Raw genomic sequence first — 24,583 nt, 5'->3', positions numbered from 1 at the left:
CTCGGGGCTTGAGCGGATGTTGCCGGTCGCCCCTGCAAACCGCTAAGCTTGACTGTCACGTTTGTGACGAACTATCCGCTGCCATGCGCGGAGTCCACAATCCACACCCGTTCGCGTATGGCCCGATTTATGTCCATCCTGGAGCAACTACTACATGACAATCGCAACGACCGATAGGGCACCTAAGCAGGTCGCCATCAACGACATTGGATCTGCTGAAGACTTTCTTGCCGCGGTCGAAAAGACTCTGAAATTCTTCAACGACGGAGACCTCATCGAGGGCACCGTTGTGAAGATCGACCGCGACGAGGTCCTCCTCGACGTGGGTTACAAGACCGAGGGCGTCATTCCCTCCCGCGAACTTTCCATCAAGCACGACGTTGACCCTTCCGAGGTTGTCAAGGTCGGCGACCTGGTCGAGGCACTTGTTCTCCAGAAGGAAGACAAAGAAGGCCGCCTCATCCTCTCGAAGAAGCGCGCCCAGTACGAACGTGCGTGGGGCGACGTCGAGAAGATCAAGGAATCCGATGGCGTTGTCACCGGTTCGGTCATCGAGGTCGTCAAGGGCGGGCTCATCGTCGACATCGGCCTCCGTGGCTTCCTGCCGGCATCGCTCATCGAACTTCGCCGCGTTCGCGACCTGACCCCGTACCTGGGCCAGGAGATCGAAGCGAAGATCCTCGAACTCGACAAGAACCGCAACAACGTTGTGCTGTCCCGTCGTGCCCTGCTCGAGCAGACGCAGTCCGAGAGCCGCACCACCTTCCTCAACAACCTCCAGAAGGGACAGGTCCGCAAGGGCGTTGTCTCCTCGATCGTCAACTTCGGTGCGTTCGTCGACCTCGGTGGCGTTGACGGCCTGGTTCACGTCTCCGAACTCAGCTGGAAGCACATCGAGCACGCCAGCGAGGTCGTCGAGGTCGGTCAGGAAGTCACCGTCGAGATCCTCGAGGTCGACCTCGAGCGCGAGCGCGTGTCGCTGTCGCTCAAGGCCACCCAGGAAGACCCGTGGCAGGTCTTCGCCCGCACCCACGCCATCGGCCAGGTTGCACCGGGCAAGGTCACCAAGCTCGTCCCCTTCGGCGCGTTCGTTCGCGTCGCAGAGGGCATCGAGGGCCTGGTTCACATCTCCGAGCTCTCCGGCAAGCACGTCGAGCTCGCCGAGCAGGTCGTTTCGGTCGGCGACGAGGTCTTCGTCAAGGTCATCGACATCGACCTCGAGCGTCGCCGCATCTCGCTGAGCCTCAAGCAGGCCAACGAGGGTGTCGACCCCGAGGGCACCGAGTTCGACCCGGCGCTCTACGGAATGCTCACCGAGTACGACGACCAGGGCAACTACAAGTACCCCGAGGGCTTCGACCCGGAGACCAACGAGTGGCGCGAAGGCTTCGAGAACCAGCGCGAGAAGTGGGAGCAGGACTACGCTGCAGCCCAGGCTCGCTGGGAAGCCCACAAGAAGCAGGTTGCTTCCGCGAACGACGAGATCATCGCCGTCGGCGACGTTCCCTCCGCAGCGGGCAACTCGTTCTCGAGCGAGACGGCCGGAGCCGGAACGCTTGCTGACGACGAGGCACTCGCCGCACTGCGCGAGAAGCTCAGCAGCAACAACTAGCACGCAGGCTCCACCGCAACACCAGAACCGGCCGGACCCTTCGGGGCCCGGCCGGTTTTCTGCGCCCTGGCCGCATCGGTAGCATTGCCGGGGTGTACCTCATTGGACTGACCGGCGGGATCGCATCAGGCAAGAGCACCGTCGCGAGCGCCCTCGCCGACCTCGGCGCCGTCGTCATCGATGCGGATCGCCTCGCCCGCGAGGTCGTCGAACCCGGCAGCCCCGTCCTGGCGAATATCGCGACCGAATTCGGCGCCGACCTCGTCGGACCGCAGGGTGCGCTGGACCGGCCGAAGCTCGGAGCGATCGTCTTCGGCGACGCGGCGGCACTGGCCCGGCTCAACGCGATCGTGCACCCCGCCGTCCGTGCGCTGACGAACGCACGCATCCGTGCGGCGGGGCTCGCGGACCCCTCGGCCGTGGTCGTCTACGACGTTCCCCTGCTGGTCGAGGCGGCCGTCGAACATCCGTTCGACCTCGTCGTCGTCACCCAGGCGACCCCGGACACCCGAATGCAACGGATGGTCGGGCTCCGGGGGATGAGCCAGGATGACGCGGCCCGGCGCATCCGGTCCCAGGCGGACGACGCCGACCGGCTCGCGATCGCCGACGTCGTGATCGACACCGACGGTACCCTCGAGCACACCCTGCGGCAGGTCGACGAGCTCTGGGAACGCGTGCGGGGCGACGGAAACGCTGCCGGAACGAAGAGTGTCGGTGGTCGAATCTAGACTGGACAGATGGAACCCACGCGATCCGTACATCCCTTTGAGGTCGTGAGCGAATACACGCCGAGCGGCGACCAGCCGACCGCGATCAAAGACCTCGCCGAGCGCATCAACGCCGGTGAAACCGACATCGTGCTCCTCGGTGCCACCGGAACCGGCAAGTCCGCGACGACGGCCTGGCTGATCGAACAGGTGCAGCGCCCGACGCTCGTGCTTGCGCACAACAAGACCCTCGCCGCGCAACTCGTGAACGAGTTCCGCGAGTTGATGCCGAACAACGCCATCGAGTACTTCGTGTCGTACTACGACTACTACCAGCCGGAGGCGTACGTCCCGCAGACGGACACCTTCATCGAGAAGGACTCCTCGATCAACGCCGAGGTCGAGCGGCTCAGGCACTCCACCACGAATTCACTCCTGAGCAGACGTGACGTCGTCGTCGTCTCCACCGTGTCCTGCATCTACGGCCTCGGCACGCCGGAGGGTTACATGGAGGCCATGATCGCCCTCCAGATCGGCCAGAAGGTCGACCGCGACTGGCTGATCCGCAAGTTCGTGGCGATGCAGTACCAGCGCAACGACGTCGACTTCTCCCGCGGTCACTTCCGGGTGCGCGGCGACACCATCGAGATCATCCCCATGTACGAAGAACTCGCCATCCGGATCGAGATGTTCGGCGACGAGATCGAAGCGCTCTACAGCCTGCACCCGCTCACGGGCGACATCGTCCGCAAGCTCGACTCCGTGTCCGTCTTCCCCGGCTCGCACTACGTCGCGAGCACCGAGACCATGCAACGCGCCATCGTCACCATCCAGGAAGAACTCGCCGAACGGCTCGGCCAGCTGGAACGGGAGGGCAAACTGCTCGAGGCGCAGCGGCTGCGGATGCGCACGACCTTCGACCTCGAGATGATGGAACAGATCGGCTTCTGCTCCGGCATCGAGAACTACTCCCGCCACATCGACCAGAGGTCACCGGGGGAGGCCCCGCACTGCCTCCTCGACTACTTCCCGGACGACTTCCTGATGGTCATCGACGAGTCCCACGTCACCGTCCCGCAGATCGGCGCGATGTACGAAGGAGACTCCTCCCGCAAGCGCACCCTCGTCGAGCACGGTTTCCGGCTCCCGAGCGCCCTCGACAACCGCCCGCTCAAATTCAACGAATTCAAGGACCGGGTCGGCCAGACCGTGTACCTGTCCGCAACGCCCGGAAAATACGAGATGGGCATCGCCGACGGCATCGTCGAGCAGATCATCCGCCCGACCGGGCTCATCGACCCGCAGATCGTCGTGAAGCCCTCCAAGGGGCAGATCGACGACCTCCTCGAGGAGATCCACAAGCGCGTCGCACTCAACGAGCGGGTGCTCGTCACGACCCTCACCAAGAAGATGGCCGAGGAACTCACGGACTTCCTCACCGAGGCCGGCGTCCGCGTGCGCTACCTGCACTCCGACGTCGACACGCTGCGGAGGGTCGAGCTCCTCACTGAACTCCGCGCGGGCGTTTACGACGTGCTCGTCGGAATCAACCTCCTGCGGGAGGGCCTCGACCTGCCGGAGGTGTCGCTCGTCGCGATCCTCGACGCGGACAAGGAAGGATTCCTGCGCTCCGCGACGTCCCTCATCCAGACCATCGGCCGTGCCGCCCGGAACGTCTCCGGCGAGGTGCACATGTACGCCGACCGGATGACTGCATCGATGGAACGCGCGATCGACGAGACCGACCGCCGCCGCGAGAAGCAGGTCGCCTACAACACCCTGCACGGCATCGACCCCACTCCGCTCCGCAAGCGGATCGCCGACATCACCGACATCCTCGCCCGCGAGCAGGCGGACACCGCCGAGCTCCTCTCCGGTCGCGACGCGCGGCGCAAGGTCGCGGCGACCCCGCTCCGCACCGGCATCGCCGCGAACGGCGCCAACGACCTCGAATCGATCATCGCCGACCTCAGCGGGCAGATGCTCGAGGCCGCGGGAGAGCCTGAAGTTCGAACTCGCCGCCCGGCTCAGGGACGAGGTCTCCGAACTCAAGCGTGAACTCCGGCAAATGGAGAAGGCCGGGCACATCTGATCCGTTCCCGACCGCTCTCGATCGGAATTCGAACGTTTGTTCGCTTAGGGCGTGCCCCGGCGGCACGAGTGTGTCGGTGGCACTGAATAGACTCGAACGGTGTCAATTTCGAAGGTAACGTCCGGGTCCAAGCTCAGTGTCCGCGGTGCGCGCGTGCACAATCTGCACAACGTCGATTTGGAGATCCCCCGGGATTCCCTGGTCGTCTTCACCGGATTGTCCGGCTCGGGCAAGTCCTCGCTCGCGTTCGACACCATCTTCGCCGAGGGCCAACGCCGCTACGTCGAGTCGCTCTCGGCGTATGCGCGCCAGTTCCTCGGCCAGGTCGACCGGCCGGACGTCGACTTCATCGAGGGCCTCAGCCCCGCCGTCTCGATCGACCAGAAGTCCACCAACCGCAACCCGCGGTCCACGGTCGGCACGATCACCGAGGTCTACGACTACATGCGCCTGCTCTGGGCCCGTATCGGAGTGCCGCACTGCGCGGTCTGCGGCGAGGTCATCCAGGCGCAGACCGTGCAGCAGATCGCCGACCAGCTCATGGAACTTCCGCAGGGCACCCGGTACCAGATCCTGAGCCCGGTCGTCTCCCAGAAAAAGGGCGAATTCGTCGACCTGTTCAAGGAGCTCGCCGCTGGGGGATACTCCCGTGCCATGGTCGACGGCACGCAGATCCAGCTCAGCGAACCGCCGACGCTCAAGAAGCAGCTCAAGCACGATATCTCCGTCGTCGTCGACCGCCTCGTGGCGGCGCCGGAGCCTCCTCAGTCGCCTGACCGACTCCCTCGAGACAGCACTCAAGCTCACCGACGGCATCGTCCAGATCAACTACGTCGACGGGGAGGGCGACGCGGCCTGGCAGAGCTACTCCGAAAAGCTCTCGTGCCCGAACAACCACCCCGTGCAGCTGACCGAGATCGAACCGCGCACCTTCTCGTTCAACGCGCCGTTCGGTGCCTGCCCCGAGTGCTCCGGGCTCGGCACTCGGATGTCCGTCGACCAGGATCTCCTCCTCGGCGACCCTGAGCCTGAGCATCGCGGAGGGCGTGGTCCTGCCCTGGACCACCCAGGGCAAGGGCCTCTTCCGGTACTACGAGAAGCTGCTCGACGGCCTCGCCCACGACCTCGACTTCTCCCTCGACACCCCGTGGGGCGACCTCAGCCTCGATGTTCAGAATGCCGTTCTCCGCGGGGACAACTTCGAGGTCCGGGTGAAGTGGAAGAACCGCTACGGCCGCGAGATGAGCTACACCTCCGGCTTCGAAGGCGTCGTGCCGTACATCGAACGCCAGTACCTCCAGGCGGAGTCCGACACCCAGCGCGCCCGCTGGGGCGAGTACCTCCGTGAGATCGACTGCCCGGTCTGCTCGGGCACCCGGCTCAAGCCCGAGGTCCTCGCCGTGCTGATCCACGGCTCCAGCATCGCGGATGTCTGCAACCTGAGCCTCGCCGACGCCCGGTCCTTCATGGACCTGCTCGAACTGACCGACCGGGAGGCCATGATCGCCGCCCAGGTGCTGCGCGAGATCAAGGCACGCCTGGACTTCCTCATCCGGGTCGGGCTCAACTACCTCAACCTCGCCCGCGCCGCCGCGAGCCTCTCCGGCGGCGAGGCCCAGCGTATCCGCCTGGCCACCCAGATCGGCTCCGGACTGACCGGGGTGCTCTACGTCCTCGACGAACCGAGCATCGGCCTGCACCAGCGGGACAACCGCCGGCTCATCGAGACCCTCGTCGCCCTCCGCGACCTCGGCAACACCCTCATCGTCGTCGAACACGACGAGGACACCATCAAGATGGCCGACTGGATCGTCGACATCGGGCCCGGTGCAGGCGTCAACGGAGGCCACGTCGTGCACTCCGGCTCGTACGCGAGCCTGCTGGAGAACCGCGAGTCGCTCACGGGCGACTACCTCGCCGGCCGCAAGTCGATCGAGACTCCCGAGACCCGCCGCCCGATCGACCCGGACCGCCAGATCAGCGTCATCGGAGCCGAGGCGAACAACCTCAAGAAGGTGTCCGTCACGTTCCCCCTCGGCACCTTCACCGCGGTGACCGGGGTGAGCGGCTCAGGCAAGTCCTCCCTCGTCAACGACATCCTCTACCGCGTGCTCGCCAACCGGTTGAACGGCGCCCGCAAGCTTCCCGGCAAGCACACCCGGGTCACCGGGCTCGAACAGCTCGACAAGGTCATCCACGTCGACCAGGCCCCGATCGGGCGCACCCCGCGCTCCAACCCGGCCACGTACACGGGCGTGTTCGACAAGATCCGCACCCTGTTCTCCGAGACGATCGAGGCGAAGGCCCGCGGCTATCTCCCCGGCCGGTTCAGCTTCAACGTCAAGGGCGGTCGCTGCGAAGCCTGCTCCGGCGACGGCACGATCAAGATCGAGATGAACTTCCTCCCCGACGTGTACGTCGCGTGCGAGGTCTGCGGGGGAGCGCGGTACAACCGCGACACCCTGACCGTGCACTACAAGGGCAAGAACATCGCCGAAGTCCTCGATATGCCGATCAGCGAGGCCGCCGATTTCTTCGAACCCATCTCGGCGATCCACCGCTTCCTGAAGACCCTCGTCGAGGTCGGCCTCGGCTACGTGCGCCTCGGCCAGAGCGCGACGACGCTCTCCGGAGGTGAGGCGCAGCGCGTCAAGCTCGCCACCGAGCTCCAGCGGCGCTCGAACGGCCGCAGCGTCTACGTCCTCGACGAGCCCACGACCGGGCTGCACTTCGAGGACGTGCGCAAGCTCCTGCTCGTGTTGAACAGCCTCGTCGACAAGGGCAACACCGTGATCGTGATCGAGCACAACCTCGACGTGATCAAGTCGGCCGACTGGGTGATCGACCTCGGACCGGAAGGCGGCTCCGGCGGCGGTCGCGTCCTCGCGACCGGCACGCCGGAGCACATCGCGACGGTCAAGAAGAGCCACACGGGCACCTTCCTCAAGGAGATCCTGGCGGGGCGCTAAAATTCTTCTCGGCCAGAACAAGGATCAGGAGAGTTCATGTCGGACGCGTTGAGCTATCGGCCGAAGGCGGGGGAGATCCCCACCGTCCCCGGCGTGTACCGCTTTCGCGACGACACCGGGCGGGTGCTGTACGTCGGCAAGGCGAAGAACCTGCGCGCGCGACTCAGCAACTACTTCGCGCCGCTCAGCAGCCTGCACGAGCGCACCCGGCGGATGGTCACGACCGCAGCGTCCGTCGAATGGACCACCGTCGGCACCGAGGTCGAGGCTCTCCAGCTGGAGTGGACCTGGATCAACGAGTTCGACCCGCCGTTCAACGTGCAGTTCAAGGACGACAAGTCCTATCCCTACCTCGCAGTGACCCTCGCCGACGAGGCGCCGCGCGCACTCGTCACCCGCACCACCGGCATCCGCGGCGCCCGCTATTTCGGCCCGTACCCGAAGGTCTGGGCCGTGCACGAGACCATCGACCTGATGCTCAAGGCCTTCCCGATCCGCACCTGCAACAACGCCAACTACAAACGCGCCATGCAATCGGGAAAGCCGTGTTTCGCCGGCCAGATCGGCCGTTGCTTCGGCCCGTGCTCCCAGAAGGTGTCCATCGAGGAACACCGGGTCATCGTCGACGAGTTCGTGAGCTTCATGGCCAGCCAGGACCGCACCATGATCAACCGGCTGACCAACGAGATGAAGGCCGCAGCACTCAGCCAGCAGTATGAGCTCGCGGCGAAACGGCGTGACCAGGTCAAGGCCCTCACGAACGTGCTCGAGAAGAGCGCGGTCGTCCTGCGCGACAACGTCGACATCGACCTGTTCGCCGTCGAGGAGGACGGAGCTCGCAGCGGCCGTGCAGCTGTTCATCGTGCGCGGCGGCCGGATCCGCGGTGTCCGCGGCTGGGTCGTCGACAAGGAACTCGACCTGACCACGGGGGAGCTCATCGATTCCCTGCTGCAGACCGCATATTCCGGCGATGCCGTTCCGCCCCGCGAAGTCGTCGTCCCGCTGCTTCCCGAAGATTCCGCAGCGCTCGAGCAATGGCTCGGCGGCATCGCCGGGCGCAAGGTGCACCTCGCCGCCGCCCAGCGCGGCGAGAAGGCCGCCCTGCTCGCGACGGCCACGCAGAACGCGCGCCAGGCGTTGATGCTCTACAAGACCCGCCGCAGGCTCCGACTTCGTCGCACGGTCCAAGGCGCTCGAAGACATCCAGGAGGCGCTCGGGATGGAGTCGGCCCCGCTCCGGATGGAGTGTTACGACGTCTCGCACCTGAGCGGCACGAACATCGTCGCCTCCATGGTCGTCTTCGAAGACGGACTTCCGCGCACCGACGAGTACCGGCGCTTCAGCATTCCGGAGTCCACAGACGACACCGACTCGATCTACCGCACCCTGACCAGGCGCCTCGCCTACCTCGTGCCCGACGACGGTCCGGCGGCGGACGCCGGCACCGAGTCGCCCACGGATGCCCCCACGGACGTCCCCACGGATTCGGCGGGTGAGTCCGCAGATACCCCCGCCAAGCGGAAGAAGTTCCGGTACCAGCCGAACCTCCTCATCGTCGACGGTGGTCAGCCCCAGGTCACCGCGGCTGCCAGGGCGCTCCGCGAATCCGGGGTCACCGGCATCCAGCTGTGCGGTATCGCCAAGCGGCTCGAAGAGATCTGGCTGCCCGACTCGGACTATCCCGTCATCCTGCCCCGCAACAGCGACGCCCTCTTCCTCATCCAGCGGATCCGTGACGAGGCCCACCGCTTCGCGATCACCCACCAGCGCGCCCGCCGCAAGCGCGACATCGCGACGGTCCTCGGCGAGATCGCCGGACTCGGCCCGGCACGGGTCAAAGTGCTGCTGCAGCATTTCGGATCCGTCGCCCGGCTCAAAGAGGCCCCCATCGAGGCAATCGCCGAGGTCCGCGGCATCGGACCCGGCCTCGCTGCGACGATCCACCAGCACTTTCGCGCCTGAAAGCGATCTCGGTCGGTAGGCTGGACTGACAGGCCCACCACCGACAGAAGGCGCACCCCCAGGATGACGACGGAGAACGACAAGCAGGAAATGCTTATCGTCACGGGAATGTCCGGGGCCGGGCGTTCGACAGTGGCCAACGCCCTCGAGGATCTCGGCTGGTACGTCGTCGACAACCTTCCGCCCCAGATGCTGCGCCCCCTCGTCGAACTCGCAGGCAAGGCAGGGACGAGCCTCCCCCAAGATCGCCGCCGTCGTGGACATCCGCGGCCGTGATTTCTTCGCGGACTTCCAGGAGATCGTGCAGTCCCTCCGCAACGGCTCCCAGCTCCGCGTGATCTTCCTCGAGGCCAGGGACGACGTCCTCGTGCGGCGCTTCGAGTCCGTGCGCCGACCGCATCCGCTGCAGGGGGACGGCACCATCCTCGACGGCATCGACGCCGAACGCACCCGGTTGCGTGCCGTCCGTGAGTCGTGCGACATGGTCATCGACACGTCCGACCTCAACATCCACCAGCTCGCGACGACCATCAGCGAACGCTTCGCCGCAGAAGACGCCGCAGGCGTGCACGTCACCGTCATGAGCTTCGGCTTCAAGTACGGTCTTCCCACCGACGTCGACATGGTCGCCGATGTCCGCTTCCTGCCGAACCCGTTCTGGGTGCCGGAACTCCGTTCCCACACCGGACAGGACCCCGAAGTGCGGGACTTCGTGCTCGCCCAGCAGGGTGCCCTGGAATTCATCGAGCACTACTCCCTGGCCCTCGCCCCGGTGCTGGCCGGCTACCAGCGCGAGAACAAGCGCCACGCCACCATCGCCATCGGCTGCACGGGGGGCAAACACCGCTCGGTCACGATGGCCCGCGAACTCGCCCATCGGATCGAGGACCTTCCCGGTGTCGCGATCAGCCTGAAGAATCGCGACCTCGGCCGGGAGTAAGACCCGCCCGGTGCGCCACCAGCGAGCCTGCGCCGGGCCACACAGACCACAAACCGGCCCATTTGGGGCCAGTACGACAGAATGGACAAGCGATTGGCACTCACGGCCGACGTCAAAGATGAACTTGCACGGGTTGACGTGTCGAAGACAACGGTCCGGGCGGCGGAGCTCGCGACGATCCTGCGGTTCTCCGGCGGCCTGCACATGATCAACAGCCGGATCGCGATCGAATCGGAACTCGACACCGCGCTGCTCGCCCGCCGGGTGCGCAAGGACCTCGCCGAACTCTACGGCGTCCGCAGCGAAGTCTCCGTGATCTCGGCCTCCGGGCTGCGCCGGACGAGCCACTTCCTCGTGCGCGTGCTCGACGGGGGCGAGACCCTGGCCAGGCAGACCGGCCTGCTCGACGCGCGGCGTCGCCCCATTCGCGGCCTGCCCAACCGGCTGACCACCGGCTCCAAGGAGGAGATCGCCGCCGTCTGGCGTGGAGCGTTCCTCGCGAACGGCTCCCTCACCGACCCTGGCCGCTCGGCGGCCCTCGAAGTGACCTGCCCGGGCAACGAGGCCGCGATGGCTCTCGTCGGCACGGCCGGGCGGCTCGGCGTCGTCGCCAAGGCCCGAGAAGTGCGAGGGGTGCACCGGGTCGTGATCCGCGACGGCGACGCCATCGGCGTCATGCTCGTGCACATGGGCGCGGCGGAGACCGTGCTCAACTGGGAAGCGCTCCGGCAGCGCCGTGAGGTGCGAGCCACCGCGAACCGACTCGTCAACTTCGACGACGCCAACCTCCGCCGCAGCGCACAGGCCGCAGTCGCGGCATGCGCCCGCGTGCAGCGTGCCATGGAAATCCTCGGCAGCGACATACCGGAGCACCTCCGCTACGCGGGCGAGCCTGCGACTGTCCTTCCGCGACTCGAGCCTCGACGAACTGGGCCATCACGCCGATCCGCCCATGACGAAGGACGCCGTCGCCGGACGCATCCGCCGTTTGCTCGCCATGGCGGACAAGAAGGCCGTCGACCAGGGGATCCCTGGAACAGACGCGAACCTTCCCGCCGATCTCGACGATGTTTGAGGCCCCTCGTCAGCGGGACACCCTGACCTGAGTAGACTTGAAACGTCGCTTACACACTCGTGGCGGAGCACTTCGCGCCAACTCGACAGAGGAGATATGAATGGCTGAATACACTTTGCCCGCTCTCGCCTATGACTACTCGGCACTTGCGCCGAGCATCAGCGGCACCATCATGGAACTTCACCACAGCAAGCACCACCAGGCATACGTTACCGGCGCGAACACCGCCCTCGCGCAGCTTGCGGAAGCTCGCGACTCCGGCCAGCTGGCCAACGTCAACAAGCTTGAAAAGGACCTCGCCTTCAACCTCGGCGGTCACGTCAACCACTCCATCTTCTGGACCAACCTCTCCCCGGACGGCGGCGACAAGCCCACCGGCGAGCTGGCGAGCGCCATCGAGGACTTCTTCGGTTCCTTCGACAAGTTCCAGGCGCACTTCACCGCGGCAGCCCTCGGCGTGCAGGGTTCCGGCTGGGCGGTTCTCGCCTGGGACTCGATCGGGCAGCGCCTGATCGTCCAGCAGTTCTTCGACCAGCAGTCCAACTTCGCCGCGGGCACGATTCCCGTGCTCATGCTCGACGTCTGGGAGCACGCCTACTACCTCGACTACCGCAACGTGCGTGCGGACTACGTGAAGGCATTCTGGAACATCGTCAACTGGGCCAACGTCCAGGAGCGTTTCACGATCGCCCGCGAAAAGACCAACGGGCTTCTGCTTCTTTCCTAGCAGGCAGCGGAGCGGGCCCCGACAGGGGCCCGCTCCCCACCCGTGCATTTCACCCACAAGAAACCGCGCTTCGGCGCACAAGATTAGGAGACATTCGTGTCTGTAAAGATCGGTATTAATGGCTTTGGCCGCATTGGCCGCAATTATCTTCGCGCCGCCCTGGCGCAGGGCAGCGACATTGAGATCGTCGCCGTCAACGACCTCACCGACACGAAGACGCTGGCTCACCTTCTTAAATATGACTCCATCACCGGCCGTCTGAACGCCACCGTTTCCGTCGAGGGCGACTCCATCCTCGTCAACGGCAAGCCGATTAAGGTTCTCGCCGAGCGCGACCCGGCCAACCTCCCCTGGGGAGCCCTCGGCGTCGACATCGTCATCGAGTCCACCGGTCGCTTCACCAAGGCAGAGGATGCGCGCAAGCACATCACCGCCGGCGCCAAGAAGGTCATCGTCTCCGCTCCCGCCTCAGGCGACGCAGCCACGATCGTCATGGGCGTCAACGAGCAGGACTACGACCCGGCCAAGTTCGACATCATCTCCAACGCGTCCTGCACCACGAACTGCCTCGCGCCGCTGGCCAAGGTCTTCAACGACAACTTCGGCATCAAGTCCGGCCTCATGACGACGATCCACGCGTACACCGCGGACCAGAACCTCCAGGACGGCCCGCACTCCGACCTGCGTCGCGCCCGCGCCGCCGCCATCAACATCATCCCGACCTCGACCGGTGCGGCCAAGGCCCTCGGCATCGTCCTCCCCGAGCTCAAGGGCAAGCTTGACGGCTTCGCGCTGCGCGTTCCGGTTCCCACCGGTTCCATCACCGACCTCACCGTCATCGCCGAGCGCCCCGTCACGATCGAAGCGATCAAGGCTGCCTACAAGGCCGCTGCGGAGTCCGGTCCCCTCAAGGGCATCCTGATGTACACCGAAGACGAGATCGTCTCCAGCGACATCGTCACCGACCCGCACTCCTCGATCTTCGATGCCGGCCTGCTGCGCGTCATCGGCGACCAGGTCAAGCTGTCGTCCTGGTACGACAACGAGTGGGGCTACTCCAACCGCATGGTTGACCTCACCGCGCTCGTCGCCAAGAGCCTGTAACCGGGGCCCGCAGTGACGCTTCGTACAATCGAATCGCTGGGGCTGCTCACCGGAAAGCGCGTCATCGTCCGCTGTGATCTGAATGTGCCGTTGAAAGACGGCGAGATCACGGACGATGGTCGCGTTCGCGCGTCCCTCCCGACCATCAAGGCACTGCTCGAACAGGGCGCCCGCGTGGTCATCGTCTCGCACCTCGGACGACCGAAGGGTGCGCCGGAGGACAAGTACAGCCTGGCGCCCGTCGCGGTCCGTCTGGCGCAGCTGCTCGGCCACGACGTCGCCTTCGCCGGCGACACCGTGGGTGACGCCGCCAAGGCCGCTGTCGCGGCCCTCAAGAATGGCGACGTCGTCGTGCTCGAAAACCTCCGGTTCAACCCGGGGGAGACGAGCAAGGTCGACGCAGAGCGCGTTGCCTTCGCAACCGAGCTCGCCGCCCTCGGCGACGTCCTCGTTTCCGACGGTTTCGGCGTTGTCCACCGCAAGCAGGCAAGCGTGTACGACCTGGCAGCAATCCTGCCGAGCGCTGCCGGCCTGCTGATCGCCGCCGAACTCGACGTGCTCGACCGCCTCACCGAGAAGCCGGAGGCGCCGTACACGGTCGTCCTCGGCGGCTCGAAGGTCTCGGACAAGCTCGGCGTGATCGGTCACCTGCTGCCGCGGGTCAACTCGCTGCTCATCGGTGGCGGAATGCTCTTCACGTTCCTTGCAGCCCAGGGCCACAAGGTGGGCGCAAGCCTGCTCGAGGCCGACCAGATCGAAACCGTCCGCGGTTACCTGGTCGAGGCTGAGCGCCTGGGCGTGAAGATCGTCCTGCCGACGGATGTCGTCGTCGCCTCGAAGTTCGGGGCAGACGCCGAGCACGTGATCACCGCTGCTGACTCGATCGAGGACACCGCATTCGGTGCCACCGGTCTGGGCCTCGACATCGGACCGGACACGGCAGCGGCATTCGCCGCGATCATCCGCTCCTCGAAGACGGTGTTCTGGAACGGCCCGATGGGCGTGTTCGAGCTCGCACCGTTCGCAGAGGGCACCCGTGTGGTGGCCGCAGCGCTCACAGAGGTTGACGGCCTGAGCGTCGTCGGAGGTGGCGATTCCGCCGCCGCCGTGCGCACGCTCGGCTTCACGGACGACCAGTTCGGTCACATTTCTACCGGTGGCGGCGCGAGCCTCGAGTTCCTCGAAGGCAAGCGTCTCCCAGGACTGGAGGTCCTCGGATGGCAGTAAACACTCAGCGCACCCCGCTGATTGCAGGCAATTGGAAGATGAACCTGGACCACCTCCAGGCCATCGCGTTCGTGCAGAAGCTGGCCTGGAACCTCAAGGACGCCAAGCACGACTTCGCGTCCGTCGAGGTTGCGGTGTTCCCGCCGTTCACCGACCTTCGATCCGTGCAGACGCTCGTGTCGGCCGACAAGCTGCCCGTCGTCTTCGGCGCACAGGATGTCTCCGCTCACGATTCCGGCGCCTTCACGGGTGAGATCTCCGGTGCGTTCCTCGCCCAGCTCGAGTGCACCTACGTGCTCATCGGGCATTCAGAGCGTCGTACGCTGCACGGCGAGAATGACGAGGAGGTGGCCGCCAAGGTCACCGCCGCCGTCAAGCACGGCCTCGTTCCGATCATCTGCGTCGGCGAGACCGCCGCGGACCTGGAACTGCATGGTCCGAGCGCCGTTCCCGTCGCCCAGCTGCGCACCGCACTGTCCGGCATCGACAGTGCCGCGGACATCGTGGTCGCATACGAGCCCGTGTGGGCCATCGGCTCCGGCCAGGCGGCGACGCCTGAGCAGGCCGAACAGGTCGCGGCCCAGGCTGCGTCTGGTCCTCAGCGAAACTCTCGGACAGGATGTGGCCGACAAGACGCGCATCCTCTACGGCGGTTCCGTGAAGGGCGTCAACATCGCGGGCTACATGCGCGAGCCCAACGTCGACGGAGCACTCGTCGGCGGAGCAAGCCTGGACATCGACGAGTTCTCCAGCATCGTCCGATTCCAGAAACACGTGGGCGTCTAGCCCGAAGTTCCACCTGATATCACCGCTCCAGCCCGCCACCCCGCCAGGGGAGGCGGGCTGGTTCGTCAGTCAGGCTATGATGATCACTGATCCCGGTGGAGAAACTCCACCACTCTGAAAGGTTTCGCGTGCAGATTCTCCAGGTCGTGTTGCAGGTTGTCCTCGGACTGACGAGCCTCCTGCTCACCATGCTCATCCTCCTGCACAAGGGCCGCGGTGGTGGCCTCTCCGACATGTTCGGTGGTGGCGTCACGTCGAACCTCGGCGCCTCGGGCGTCGCGGAGCGAAACCTCAATCGCATCACCGTCATCCTTGCCGTCCTCTGGATCGCGTGCATCGTCGTCCTGGGCCTCATCACCAAGTTCGACACGGCACTGTAACTCCCTCACCCTTTCGCTTTTTCCCACAACCGTGGCCGTGCGGCCGCAAGCACAATCGCCTTTCATGGAGGAACACAATGGCATCTGGTGGTAGCGCAATTCGTGGATCCAGGGTCGGAGCCGGCCCCATGGGGGAGCAGGACCGCGGTTTCCAGGCTGACCGGATCCGGGTCTCCTACTGGGACGCACTCGGCAACGAGACGGTCCGCTTCTTCGCGGCGAACCTGCCGGACGAGGAAATCCCCGAGACGATCGACTGCCCGTCTTCCGGGCTGCCCGCGGGCCGCGACAAGGAGAACCCGCCGTCCGTCGTCAAGCTCGAGCCGTACAAGACCCACCTCGCCTATGTGAAGGAGCGCCGCACGGAAGAGGAAGCCGACTCGCTTCTCGAGGAAGCCCTGCTGCAGTTGCGCATTCGCCGCGGCAAGCTCTCCGCCACCAACTAGCTCCGGTCCATTCGTCCCCCGGACGCGAAAAAGCCCCGACCTCGGTCGGGGCTTTTTCGTGTGCGAACGGTGTCAGAACGAGGACGCGGTCAGGTTCTCCGGGACCTCGGCGGCCGCTTCCCGGTCCACGAAGAAGTTCGTGTACCGGCGGCCCTTGATCCCGGCAACCGGCACCTCGTCCCTGCTGGCGCCGGCGAGGGCGAGCCCGAGGGCGGATGCCTTGTCCGGTCCTGCGAGGACCAGCCAGATGCAGCGAGACGAGTTCAGGGCGGGACGGCTCAGGGTGAGCCGTTCGGCCGGGGGCTTGGGCGAGTTGAGCACCGTCAGCACGTTCGCGGTGTCCTCGCGGATGCCTGGCAGGTGCGGGAACAGCGAGGCGATGTGCCCGTCCGGGCCGACGCCGAGGAAGGTGATGTCGAAGCGCGGCAGCACGGTGCCGTCGTTCGACGCCGCCTCGAGTTCCTCCGCGTATGCTGCGGCTGCTGCGTCCAGGTCGAGCGGTCCGTCGGAGGACGCGAACGGGTGGATGTTCTCCGCGGGGATGTCGAGGTCGTCGAGGAGCGCGGTCCGGGCCTGGAGCTCATTGCGTTCCGGGTCGGAGTATGGCAACCAGCGTTCGTCACCCCACCAGATATTCACGTGCTGCCAGTCGACGGTGTCCCTGGCCGCGGAGGCGTTGACCGCTTCGAGCACCTCGGTCGCGACGCTTCCGCCGGTGAGGACGACATGGATGTCGCCCTCCTCATGCAGGAGGTCGACCGCGGTCGTGATGAATCGTGCAGCGACCGAGGCGGCAAGGGCCGCCCGGTCGGCATGCACTAGTACGCGTCGTTCGTGGGTCACGGTCGTCCTCCGGTTTTTTCGGCAACCGCGTCCAGATTCGGCAGTCCGCGGGTGATCACTTCACCATACAACTCGTCGGGGTCGAGCCGACGGAGCTCGTCGCTGAGGCAGTCCCGAAGGCTGCGGCGCTTGAGGGTGAGGTCCTGCACAGGCTGGCCTGGCTGGGTGAGGGTTGCGATGCCCGGCAGCTCCCGTTCGAGTGAGATGACACCGGATGCCCGGGTGAAGTGCACCCCGTGGATTCCGCTCGCCTTGGCTCCTCCGGTGAACTCGTAGTCGACGTTCACGGCGAGCTGGAGCTGCAGCCAGGCGGCGAGGAGCGTCGTCGAGGGGAGTCGGCCGCGCCGGAGACCTGCACGGCCGTGACGGCCTCGTAGGGCGGCTGGTCGAGGACCGCGGCGAGCTGGGCCCGCCAGAGCGTCAGCCGGGTCCAGGCGAAGTCGGTGTCGCCGGGGCGGTAGGAGGAGCACAGCCGGTGCAGGGCGGCCTGCGGGTCCGGCTGGGCGGACGAGTCCGTGATCCGTCGGTACGCGAGGCGCCCGAGCGGAGAGTCCGCCGGGATCACAGGGGCGACTCCCGGCCACCACGTGACGACGGGGGCGTCAGGCAGCAGGAGGCCCGTGACGAGGCTCTCGGGGTCGCTCGCGGCGTCGCCGTACGCGCGCAGCACGATGACTTCGCTCGCTCCGGCGTCTCCGCCGACGCGGATCTCCGCGTCAACCTTGGCGTCCACGGGGGTCTTCGAGTCGGTTTCCTCCTGGGTGGAGACCACGATGACGCGCATCGGATGCTCACGGGACGCGTCGTTGGCGGCCTCGATGGCCTCCTCCTCGCGTCCCATGGTCGACGCGATGATGAGGGTCAGCACCCGGCCGAGGGCCACGGCGCCGCCCTCTTCACGGATGCGCACGAGAGCCTTCGAAATCTTCGAGGTGTTCGTGTCTGGCAGATCGACGATCATGGGCGCCTCCATTGACGGCCGTCCCTGGCCAGTAGTTCGTCCGCGGACGAGGGTCCCCAGGTTCCGGGGCGGTACTGTTCCGGCTGGCCCTGTTCTGACCAGAATTTTTCGACCGGATCGAGGATCTTCCACGAGAGTTCGACCTCTTCGTGGCGGGGGAACAGTGGGGGGTCTCCGAGGAGCACGTCGAGGATCAAACGTTCGTACGCCTCCGGGCTTGCCTCGGTGAAAGCGTGGCCGTAACCGAAGTCCATCGTGACGTCGCGCACCTGCATTCCGACGCCGGGAACCTTGGAGCCGAAGCGGATCGTGACACCCTCGTCGGGCTGCACCCGGATCACGAGGGCGTTCGCCCCGAGGGCGGCCGTGTTCTCTTTCGCGAACAGGTGCTGCGGGGCGCGCTTGAACACGACGGCGATCTCGGTCACCCTGCGGCCGAGGCGCTTGCCCGCCCGCAGGTAGAACGGCACGCCGGACCAGCGGCGCGTTTCGATGGTGAGGCGAAGCGCAGCGTAGGTTTCGGTGAGCGACTCCGGGTCCATGCCGTCTTCCTCGAGGAAGCCGAGAACCTTCTCACCACCCTGCCAGCCGCCGGCGTACTGGCCGCGTGCGGTCCCGGTCGCGAGGTTGTCCGGGAGCCGAACGGAGGCGAGGACCTTCTCCTTCTCGGTGCGCAGGTCCGCCGCGTCGAAGGAGATGGGCTCCTCCATGGCCGTGAGGGCGAGGAGCCTGCAGGAGGTGATTCTGGATCACGTCCCTGGCGGCGCCGATTCCGTCGTAGTAGCCGGCGCGTCCTCCGACGCCGATGTCCTCGGCCATCGTGATCTGCACGTGGTCGACGTTGTTCGAATTCCAGATCGGTTCGTAGAGCTGGTTCGCGAAGCGCAACGCAAGAATGTTCTGGACCGTTTCCTTGCCCAGGTAGTGGTCGATCCGGAACACAGAATCCGGCGGGAAGACGGATTCGACGACGTCGTTGAGCTCACGGGCGGTCTTGAGATCGCTGCCGAAGGGCTTCTCGATCACGACACGACGCCACTGGCCGTCCTTCTGCTCGGCGAGGCCGGACCGGCGCAACTGGCCGACGACCTGCGGGAACGCCTTCGGCGGGATTGACAGGTAGAACGCGTGGTTGCCCATCGTGCCGCGCTCGCGGTCGAGTTCGGCAATCGTGTCCTTCCAGCCGTTCGAAGGAGTCGTCGTCGTCGAAGGTGCCCTGCACGAAGCGGATGCCCTCAGAGAGCTGGGCCCAGACATCCTCGTTGAACTCGGTGCGTGCATACTGTTTGACCGAGTCATGGACGACCTGCGAGAAGTCCTCGTCGTCCCAGTCGCGCCTGGCGAAGCCGACGAGGGCGAAGCCGGGCGGAAGGAGTCCGCGGTTGGCGAGGTCATAGACCGCGGGCATGAGTTTCTTCCGGGACAGGTCGCCGGTTACGCCGAAGATCACGAGGCTCGAGGGCCCCGCGATGCGATTCAGACGGTAATCGGAGGACGACCGCAGCGGATTGAACTCCGGGGTGATTTCCACCGGGGACATGCAACTCCTTTTCAGTGGCGTTGAGGCCCGCCGAAGCGAACCCCGCAACAGGGGACGACTTCTACTTCAGGGCGCCGAACAGTGCGGCGATGTTCGCCGCGGGGTCGGTGAGGGTGAGGGTGAGCACCGGACGGCCGTGCTCGGCGAGAACACTCGCGTCGCCGCTGGCCTGTGCCTGGATCAGTTCGCCGAAGGTGAACGGACGGTCAGGAATCGAAAGGTCCTCGTGTGCGGTCGCGAGGATCTGCAGGAACACACCGGTCGGCTGGCCGCCCTTGTGGAGCCTGGCCGGTCGAGTGCAGGAACCGGGGGCCCCAGCCGAAGGTGACCGGCCGCTTCGCGAGTTTCGCGAGCAGGTCACGGACCTCGGCGAGTTGTGGGAGGCTCGAGGCGGTTCACGTAGGCCTGGACGGAGACGTACCCGTCGGGGCCGAGCTCCTCGAGGAGCGCGTCGATCGCCGAGGCCAGGTCACTGGCCGCGCCGATGACGTGTGCGGTGCCGCGCACCTCGATGCCGTCGGAGATGAACGCTGCGGGCGCCGGTTCAGGTCGACCGTCGAGAAGTGCGCGGGTGGCGACCTTGGCGGCCTCTACGTCTGGCTGGTCGAAGGGGTTGATCCCGAGTAGGCGTCCAGCGACCACGGTGGCGTATTCCCAGACCAGGAACTGTGCACCGAGGGTGCCGCTCACGCGGATCTCGTCGGTGCCGTCCGCGGGGAAGATCGTCGTGCCGGCATCGTCGACGAGGCGGAGGACCTGCACGTCCGGGAGTTTCTGGGTGAGTTCGGTCGCGCCGGCCTCGAGGACCACCGGGAGGATACCGGTGCCGCTCTTGCCGGTCGACTCCGCGATGAGCTGTTCCGCCCAGTCGGGGAACCCGACGATGTGGGTGCCGTCTGCGACGAGCGCGAGCTTGTCGCGCCGTGGCTCTGTGGCAGCGATCGCGGCGCCGAGGATGAGTCCGGGGTTCTCCGGGCTGTTGACGGCGAGGGCGAGCGAGACGGCCTCGGCCTCGTCGAGCAGCTCACCGATGTCAACCCCGGCGAGCCCGGACGGGACGAGCCCGAACGCGGTGAGAACGGAGAAACGTCCACCGACGGTCGGGTCCGCGTTGAAGACCCGATAGCCGGCCGCGCGAGCGGAGGTGTCGAGCGGCGACCCGGGATCGGTCACGACGATGATGCGGCCGACGGGGTCGATGCCTGCTTCCCGGAAGGCGCGTTCGAACACCCGACGCTGGCTGTCGGTCTCCGCGGTCGACCCGGACTTCGAGGAGACGACGAGCGCCGTCTCCGCGAGGCGGTCGCCGAGGGCCGCGAGGACCTGGCCGGGGTCGGTCGAGTCGAGGACGGTGAGCGCGACGCCGGCCGTGCGGGTGATGACCTCCGGTGCGAGTGAGGAACCGCCCATGCCTGCGAGCGCGATCCGGGTGACCCCGGCCGAGGCCAGGGTCGCCCGGAGGGCGAGGATCTCGGGGACGAGCGGGCGTGAAACGGCAACGGACTCGGTCCAGCCGAGACGCTTGGCCGCCTCGGATTCGGCCTCAGGACCCCACAATGCGGGGTCGAGGGCCGTGATTCCCGAGGCGACCAGGTCGGACACCAGGGTGGGAACGGTGCGGCGTGCCGCGTCGGCCGCCGCCCCGGTCACCGCGATGCGGAAACTCACAGTGCCGACGGGGCTTCCGTGTTGCTCTTGGCTGCGTCCAGGGCAACCGTCACGGTGTCGAGGAGTTCGTTCCAGGAGATGATGAACTTCGCGACGCCTTCGGCTTCGAGGACCTGGGTGACGTCGACGTAGGAGACGCCTTCGTTGGCCAGGGCGTCGAGAACAGCGTTCGCCTCGTCGTACGCGCCCGTGATCGAGTCCGCCGGGATGACCCCGTGGTCGAACGTCGCGTCGAGGGTCTTCTCGGGCATGGTGTTGACGACCTCGGGGGCGACGAGGTTCGTCACGTAGAGGGTGTCGGGCAGAGCGGCGTCCTTGACGCCGGTGGACGCCCAGAGCGGACGCTGCTTGTTGGCGCCGGCGGCGAGGAGGCCGAGGGCGCGCTCGGTGGAGAACGCCTGCTGGAAGACCTCGTAGGCGAGCTGCGCGTTCGCGACGCCGGCCTTGCTCTTGAGAGCGATCGCGGTCTCGGTGCCGATGGCCTCGAGGCGCTGGTTGATCTCGGTGTCCACGCGGGAGACGAAAAACGACGCGACGGAGTGGATCGTGCTGAGGTCGATGCCGGCGGCCTTGGCCTTCTCGAGGCCGGACAGGTACGCGTTGATGACCTCACGGTGGCGCTGCAGGCTGAAGATCAGGGTGACGTTGACGCTGATGCCGAGGGCGATCGTCGCGGTGATGGCCTCGAGGCCTTCGATGGTCGCGGGGATCTTGATCATGGCGTTGGGGCGGTTGACCTTGGCCCACAGGCTCCCTGGGCCTGGGCGACGGTTCCTGCGGCGTCGTGGGCGAGGCCGGGTTCGACCTCGATGGAGACGCGGCCGTCGACGCCGTTGGTGCGGTCGTAGACGGGACGGAAGATGTCGCTCGCTGCGGTGACGTCGTCGGTCGTGATCTCGAACACGGCCTCCTGCACGGTCGCGCCGGACGCGGCCAGGGCGGCGACCTGCTCGACGTAGGCTTCGCCCTTGCTGAGTGCGCCGGCGAAGATGGTCGGGTTCGTCGTGACGCCGACGATGTTCTTGGTGTCGATGAGGTCCTGCAGCCCGCCGGAGGCGATGCGCTGGCGGGAGAGGTCGTCAAGCCAGATGCTGACGCCGGCGGCGGAGAGCTCGGCTGTGGGGGTGGTATCGGTCATGGGGACAATCTCCTTGTGATACGTGGGGTGTGACGTGTGCGGGAGTTGGGCGGGGAGCTCAGCAGCGTTGCCGCAGGCTCCCCGCCCGGCGGGGAGCTCAGTGAGCGGCGAGCGAGTCCTTCGCGGCGGCGACGACGGCCTCGGTGGTGATTCCGAATTCACGGAACAGCGTCTTGTAGTCTGCGGAGGCGCCGAAGTGCTCGATCGAGATGCTGCGGCCGCGGTCGCCGACGTAGCGGTCCCACGTCAGCGCGATGCCGGCCTCGACGGACACGCGGGCGGTGATGCCCGCGGGCAACACGGATTCGCGGTATTCCGCCGTCTGCTCCCGGAACCACTCGAGGCTCGGGGCGGACACGACGCGGGCGTTGATGCCATCCGCCTTGAGCGCCGCACGGGCGTCGACGGCGAGCTGGACCTCGGAACCCGTGGCGATCAGGATCACGTCCGGGGTACCGTTCGGCGCTTCGGCGAGGATGTACGCGCCCTTGGCGACGTTCCGGGCCGAGGCGAAGACCTCGCCGCTCGCGTCGCCGTCGCCGCGCTCGAACACGGGAATGTTCTGGCGGGTGAGGACGATGCCCGCCGGGCCTTCGCGGCGCTCGAGGATCGTCTTCCACGCCCAGGAGACCTCGTTCGCGTCGCCGGGGCGCACGACGTCGAGTCCGGGGATGGCGCGGAGCGTCGCGAGCCTGCTCGACCGGCTGGTGCGTCGGGCCGTCCTCGCCGAGGGCGACGGAGTCGTGGGTCCAGACGAAGATCGACGGCGCCTTCATCAGCGCGGCGAGGCGAACGGCCGGGCGCATGTAGTCGCTGAAGATCAGGAAGGTGCCGCCGAACGGGCGGGTGTTGCCGTGCAGCACGATGCCGTTCAGGATCGCGGCCATCGCGTGCTCGCGGATCCCGAAGTGCAGGACGCGGCCGTACGGGGTGCCGGTCCACTCGTGGGTCGAGTGCTCGGCGGGGATGAAGGAGCGCGCACCGCCGATGGTGGTGTTGTTCGACTCGGCGAGGTCGGCGGAACCGCCCCAGATCTCGGGGATGACGGCGCCGAGCGCGGTGAGGACCTTGCCGGAAGCGGCGCGGGTGGAGACCTCGGTGCCGGCCTCGAAGACGGGCAGCGCGGCATCCACGCCCTCGGGCAGGTCGCCGGCCAGGATCCGGTCGAGGAGGACCTTGCGGTCGGGGTTGGCGGCGGCCCAGGCGTCGAACTGCACCGTCCACCTGGCGTGCTCGTCCGCGCCGCGGGTGAGTGCCTCGCGGGTGTGCTCGATCACGTCGGGGGCGACGAAGAAGCTCTCCGCCGGGTCGAAGCCGAGGACCTCTTTCACGGCGGCGAGTTCGGCGGCGCCGAGCGCCGAGCCGTGGATCTTGCCGGTGTTCTGCTTCTTCGGGCTCGGCCAGCCGATGATCGTCTTCAGGATGATCAGCGAGGGCTTGTCCGTGACGGCCTGGGCCGCCTCGATCGCGTCATTGAGCGCGTGGAGGTCTTCGACGTATTCGCCGGTCTTCTTCCAGTCGACGGTCTGCACATGCCAGTGGTAGGCCTCGTACCGGGCGGCGACGTCTTCGGTGAAGGCGATGTTGGTGTCGTCTTCGATCGAGATCTGGTTGGAGTCGTAGATGGCGATCAGGTTGCCGAGCTGCTGGTGGCCGGCGAGCGAGGATGCCTCGCTCGTGATGCCCTCCTGCATGTCGCCGTCGCCGGCGATGACGTAGACGAAGTGGTCGAACGGGCTCTCGCCCGTGGTGGTCTCCGGGTCGAACAGTCCGCGTTCGAAACGGGACGCGTATGCGAAGCCGACGGCGGATGCGAGACCCTGGCCGAGCGGGCCCGTCGTGATCTCGACACCGTCGGTGTGGCCGTACTCCGGGTGACCGGGGGTCTTGGAGCCCCAGGTGCGGAGAGCCTTGAGGTCGTCGAGCTCGAGGCCGTAGCCGCCCAGGTAGAGCTGGACGTACTGGGTCAGGGAGCTGTGGCCGACGGAGAGAATGAAGCGGTCGCGGCCGATCCATTCATTGTCAGTGGGATCGCGGCGCATGACCTTCTGGAAGAGGAGGTAGGCGACGGGGGCGAGGCTCATCGCCGTGCCCGGGTGGCCGTTCCCGACCTTCTCGACGGCGTCCGCCGCGAGAATGCGAGCCGTGTCGACCGCCCTGTTGTCAATCGAATCCCACTGCAGTGCTGCCACTTCGTAGTTACCCTTCGTCAAGCTAGGGCAGGCCTTGGAAACCCGCACCCGTTGGATTGAGCGCGCCCGTGGACATCGACGTCATCCGGCGCGGCAGGCGACTGCCCATTTTCAGGACGCACCAGCACGCGCCATGATTGGCGAGCACCCCCAAGTATAGGCAGTCGGCACGGCGGGGTGAGGTTGGCCGACGTGAAGCTGAACGATCC

At 66.6% G+C, this 24,583-nt stretch carries 8 protein-coding genes and 11 pseudogenes; 13 read left to right on the top strand and 6 right to left on the bottom strand.

Annotated features, from left to right (window positions below; translation table 11 throughout):
• Positions 1 to 154: 154 nt before the first annotated feature.
• The 13 genes and pseudogenes from rpsA to KIV56_RS02550 all read left to right on the top strand — a co-directional run bounded on the left by rpsA (position 155) and on the right by KIV56_RS02550 (position 16,032).
• Positions 155 to 1,612 (top strand): 30S ribosomal protein S1, encoded by a 1,458-nt coding sequence (rpsA, locus tag KIV56_RS02610; protein ID WP_134448701.1) that lies wholly within the window; start codon positions 155 to 157, stop codon positions 1,610 to 1,612.
• Positions 1,613 to 1,704: 92 nt separating this feature from the next.
• Positions 1,705 to 2,343, top strand: coding sequence for a dephospho-CoA kinase (gene coaE, locus KIV56_RS02605; protein WP_281535046.1), 639 nt, complete (start codon positions 1,705 to 1,707; stop codon positions 2,341 to 2,343).
• A gap of 9 nt (positions 2,344 to 2,352) precedes the next feature.
• Positions 2,353 to 4,414, top strand: a pseudogene (uvrB, locus tag KIV56_RS02600) (excinuclease ABC subunit UvrB).
• 99 nt (positions 4,415 to 4,513) lie between these two features.
• Positions 4,514 to 7,383, top strand: a pseudogene (gene uvrA, locus KIV56_RS02595) (excinuclease ABC subunit UvrA).
• 36 nt (positions 7,384 to 7,419) lie between these two features.
• Positions 7,420 to 9,347, top strand: a pseudogene (gene uvrC, locus KIV56_RS02590) (excinuclease ABC subunit UvrC).
• 63 nt (positions 9,348 to 9,410) lie between these two features.
• A pseudogene (gene rapZ / locus KIV56_RS02585) lies at positions 9,411 to 10,287 on the top strand (RNase adapter RapZ).
• A gap of 93 nt (positions 10,288 to 10,380) precedes the next feature.
• Positions 10,381 to 11,362, top strand: a pseudogene (whiA, locus tag KIV56_RS02580) (DNA-binding protein WhiA).
• A gap of 100 nt (positions 11,363 to 11,462) precedes the next feature.
• Positions 11,463 to 12,089, top strand: coding sequence for a superoxide dismutase (locus KIV56_RS02575; RefSeq protein ID WP_281535044.1), 627 nt, complete (start codon positions 11,463 to 11,465; stop codon positions 12,087 to 12,089).
• 96 nt (positions 12,090 to 12,185) lie between these two features.
• Entirely contained in the window at positions 12,186 to 13,193 is a 1,008-nt protein-coding gene (gap, locus tag KIV56_RS02570; RefSeq protein WP_134448694.1) for a type I glyceraldehyde-3-phosphate dehydrogenase, read from the top strand.
• Positions 13,194 to 13,205: 12 nt separating this feature from the next.
• The gene (locus KIV56_RS02565) at positions 13,206 to 14,420 is read left to right on the top strand and encodes a phosphoglycerate kinase (protein WP_281535043.1); all 1,215 of its coding nucleotides are present in this window, start codon (positions 13,206 to 13,208) and stop codon (positions 14,418 to 14,420) included.
• Positions 14,411 to 15,206 (top strand): annotated as a pseudogene (gene tpiA / locus KIV56_RS02560) (triose-phosphate isomerase). The gene KIV56_RS02565 and the pseudogene tpiA overlap by 10 nt, the downstream one beginning before the upstream one ends.
• A 128-nt stretch (positions 15,207 to 15,334) precedes the next feature.
• Positions 15,335 to 15,586, top strand: a complete 252-nt coding sequence (secG, locus tag KIV56_RS02555; RefSeq protein WP_134448691.1) for a preprotein translocase subunit SecG — start codon at positions 15,335 to 15,337, stop codon at positions 15,584 to 15,586.
• A gap of 77 nt (positions 15,587 to 15,663) precedes the next feature.
• Positions 15,664 to 16,032, top strand: coding sequence for an RNA polymerase-binding protein RbpA (locus tag KIV56_RS02550; protein WP_281535042.1), 369 nt, complete (start codon positions 15,664 to 15,666; stop codon positions 16,030 to 16,032).
• Positions 16,033 to 16,104: 72 nt separating this feature from the next.
• Here KIV56_RS02550 and pgl read toward each other — a convergent pair whose 3' ends face one another.
• The 6 genes and pseudogenes from pgl to tkt form a co-directional block, all read right to left on the bottom strand.
• Entirely contained in the window at positions 16,105 to 16,875 is a 771-nt protein-coding gene (gene pgl, locus KIV56_RS02545; RefSeq protein WP_281535041.1) for a 6-phosphogluconolactonase, read from the bottom strand.
• A pseudogene (locus tag KIV56_RS02540) lies at positions 16,872 to 17,836 on the bottom strand (glucose-6-phosphate dehydrogenase assembly protein OpcA). The gene pgl and the pseudogene KIV56_RS02540 overlap by 4 nt, the downstream one beginning before the upstream one ends.
• Positions 17,833 to 19,376 (bottom strand): annotated as a pseudogene (gene zwf, locus KIV56_RS02535) (glucose-6-phosphate dehydrogenase). Before zwf ends, KIV56_RS02540 begins: the two co-directional pseudogenes overlap by 4 nt.
• Positions 19,377 to 19,437: 61 nt before the next feature.
• Positions 19,438 to 21,044, bottom strand: a pseudogene (locus tag KIV56_RS02530) (glucose-6-phosphate isomerase).
• Positions 21,041 to 22,182: pseudogene (tal, locus tag KIV56_RS02525) on the bottom strand (transaldolase). Before tal ends, KIV56_RS02530 begins: the two co-directional pseudogenes overlap by 4 nt.
• 97 nt (positions 22,183 to 22,279) lie before the next feature.
• Positions 22,280 to 24,374, bottom strand: a pseudogene (gene tkt, locus KIV56_RS02520) (transketolase).
• Positions 24,375 to 24,583 lie beyond the last annotated feature (209 nt).

Origin of the sequence: Cryobacterium breve (assembly GCF_027594785.1) — a bacterium.
GTDB lineage: Bacteria > Actinomycetota > Actinomycetes > Actinomycetales > Microbacteriaceae > Cryobacterium > Cryobacterium breve_A.
The sequence above is the reverse complement of the archived record's forward strand: the minus strand, read 5'-3'. Positions and strand labels throughout refer to the sequence as shown.

Excerpts from the sequence above, each read along its gene's own strand:
- KIV56_RS02575 (WP_281535044.1), top strand. The coding sequence starts at position 11,463 with ATGGCTGAATACACTTTGCCCGCTCTCGCCTATGACTACTCGGCACTT.
- KIV56_RS02550 (WP_281535042.1), top strand. The coding sequence starts at position 15,664 with ATGGCATCTGGTGGTAGCGCAATTCGTGGATCCAGGGTCGGAGCCGGC.
- rpsA (WP_134448701.1), top strand. The coding sequence starts at position 155 with ATGACAATCGCAACGACCGATAGGGCACCTAAGCAGGTCGCCATCAAC.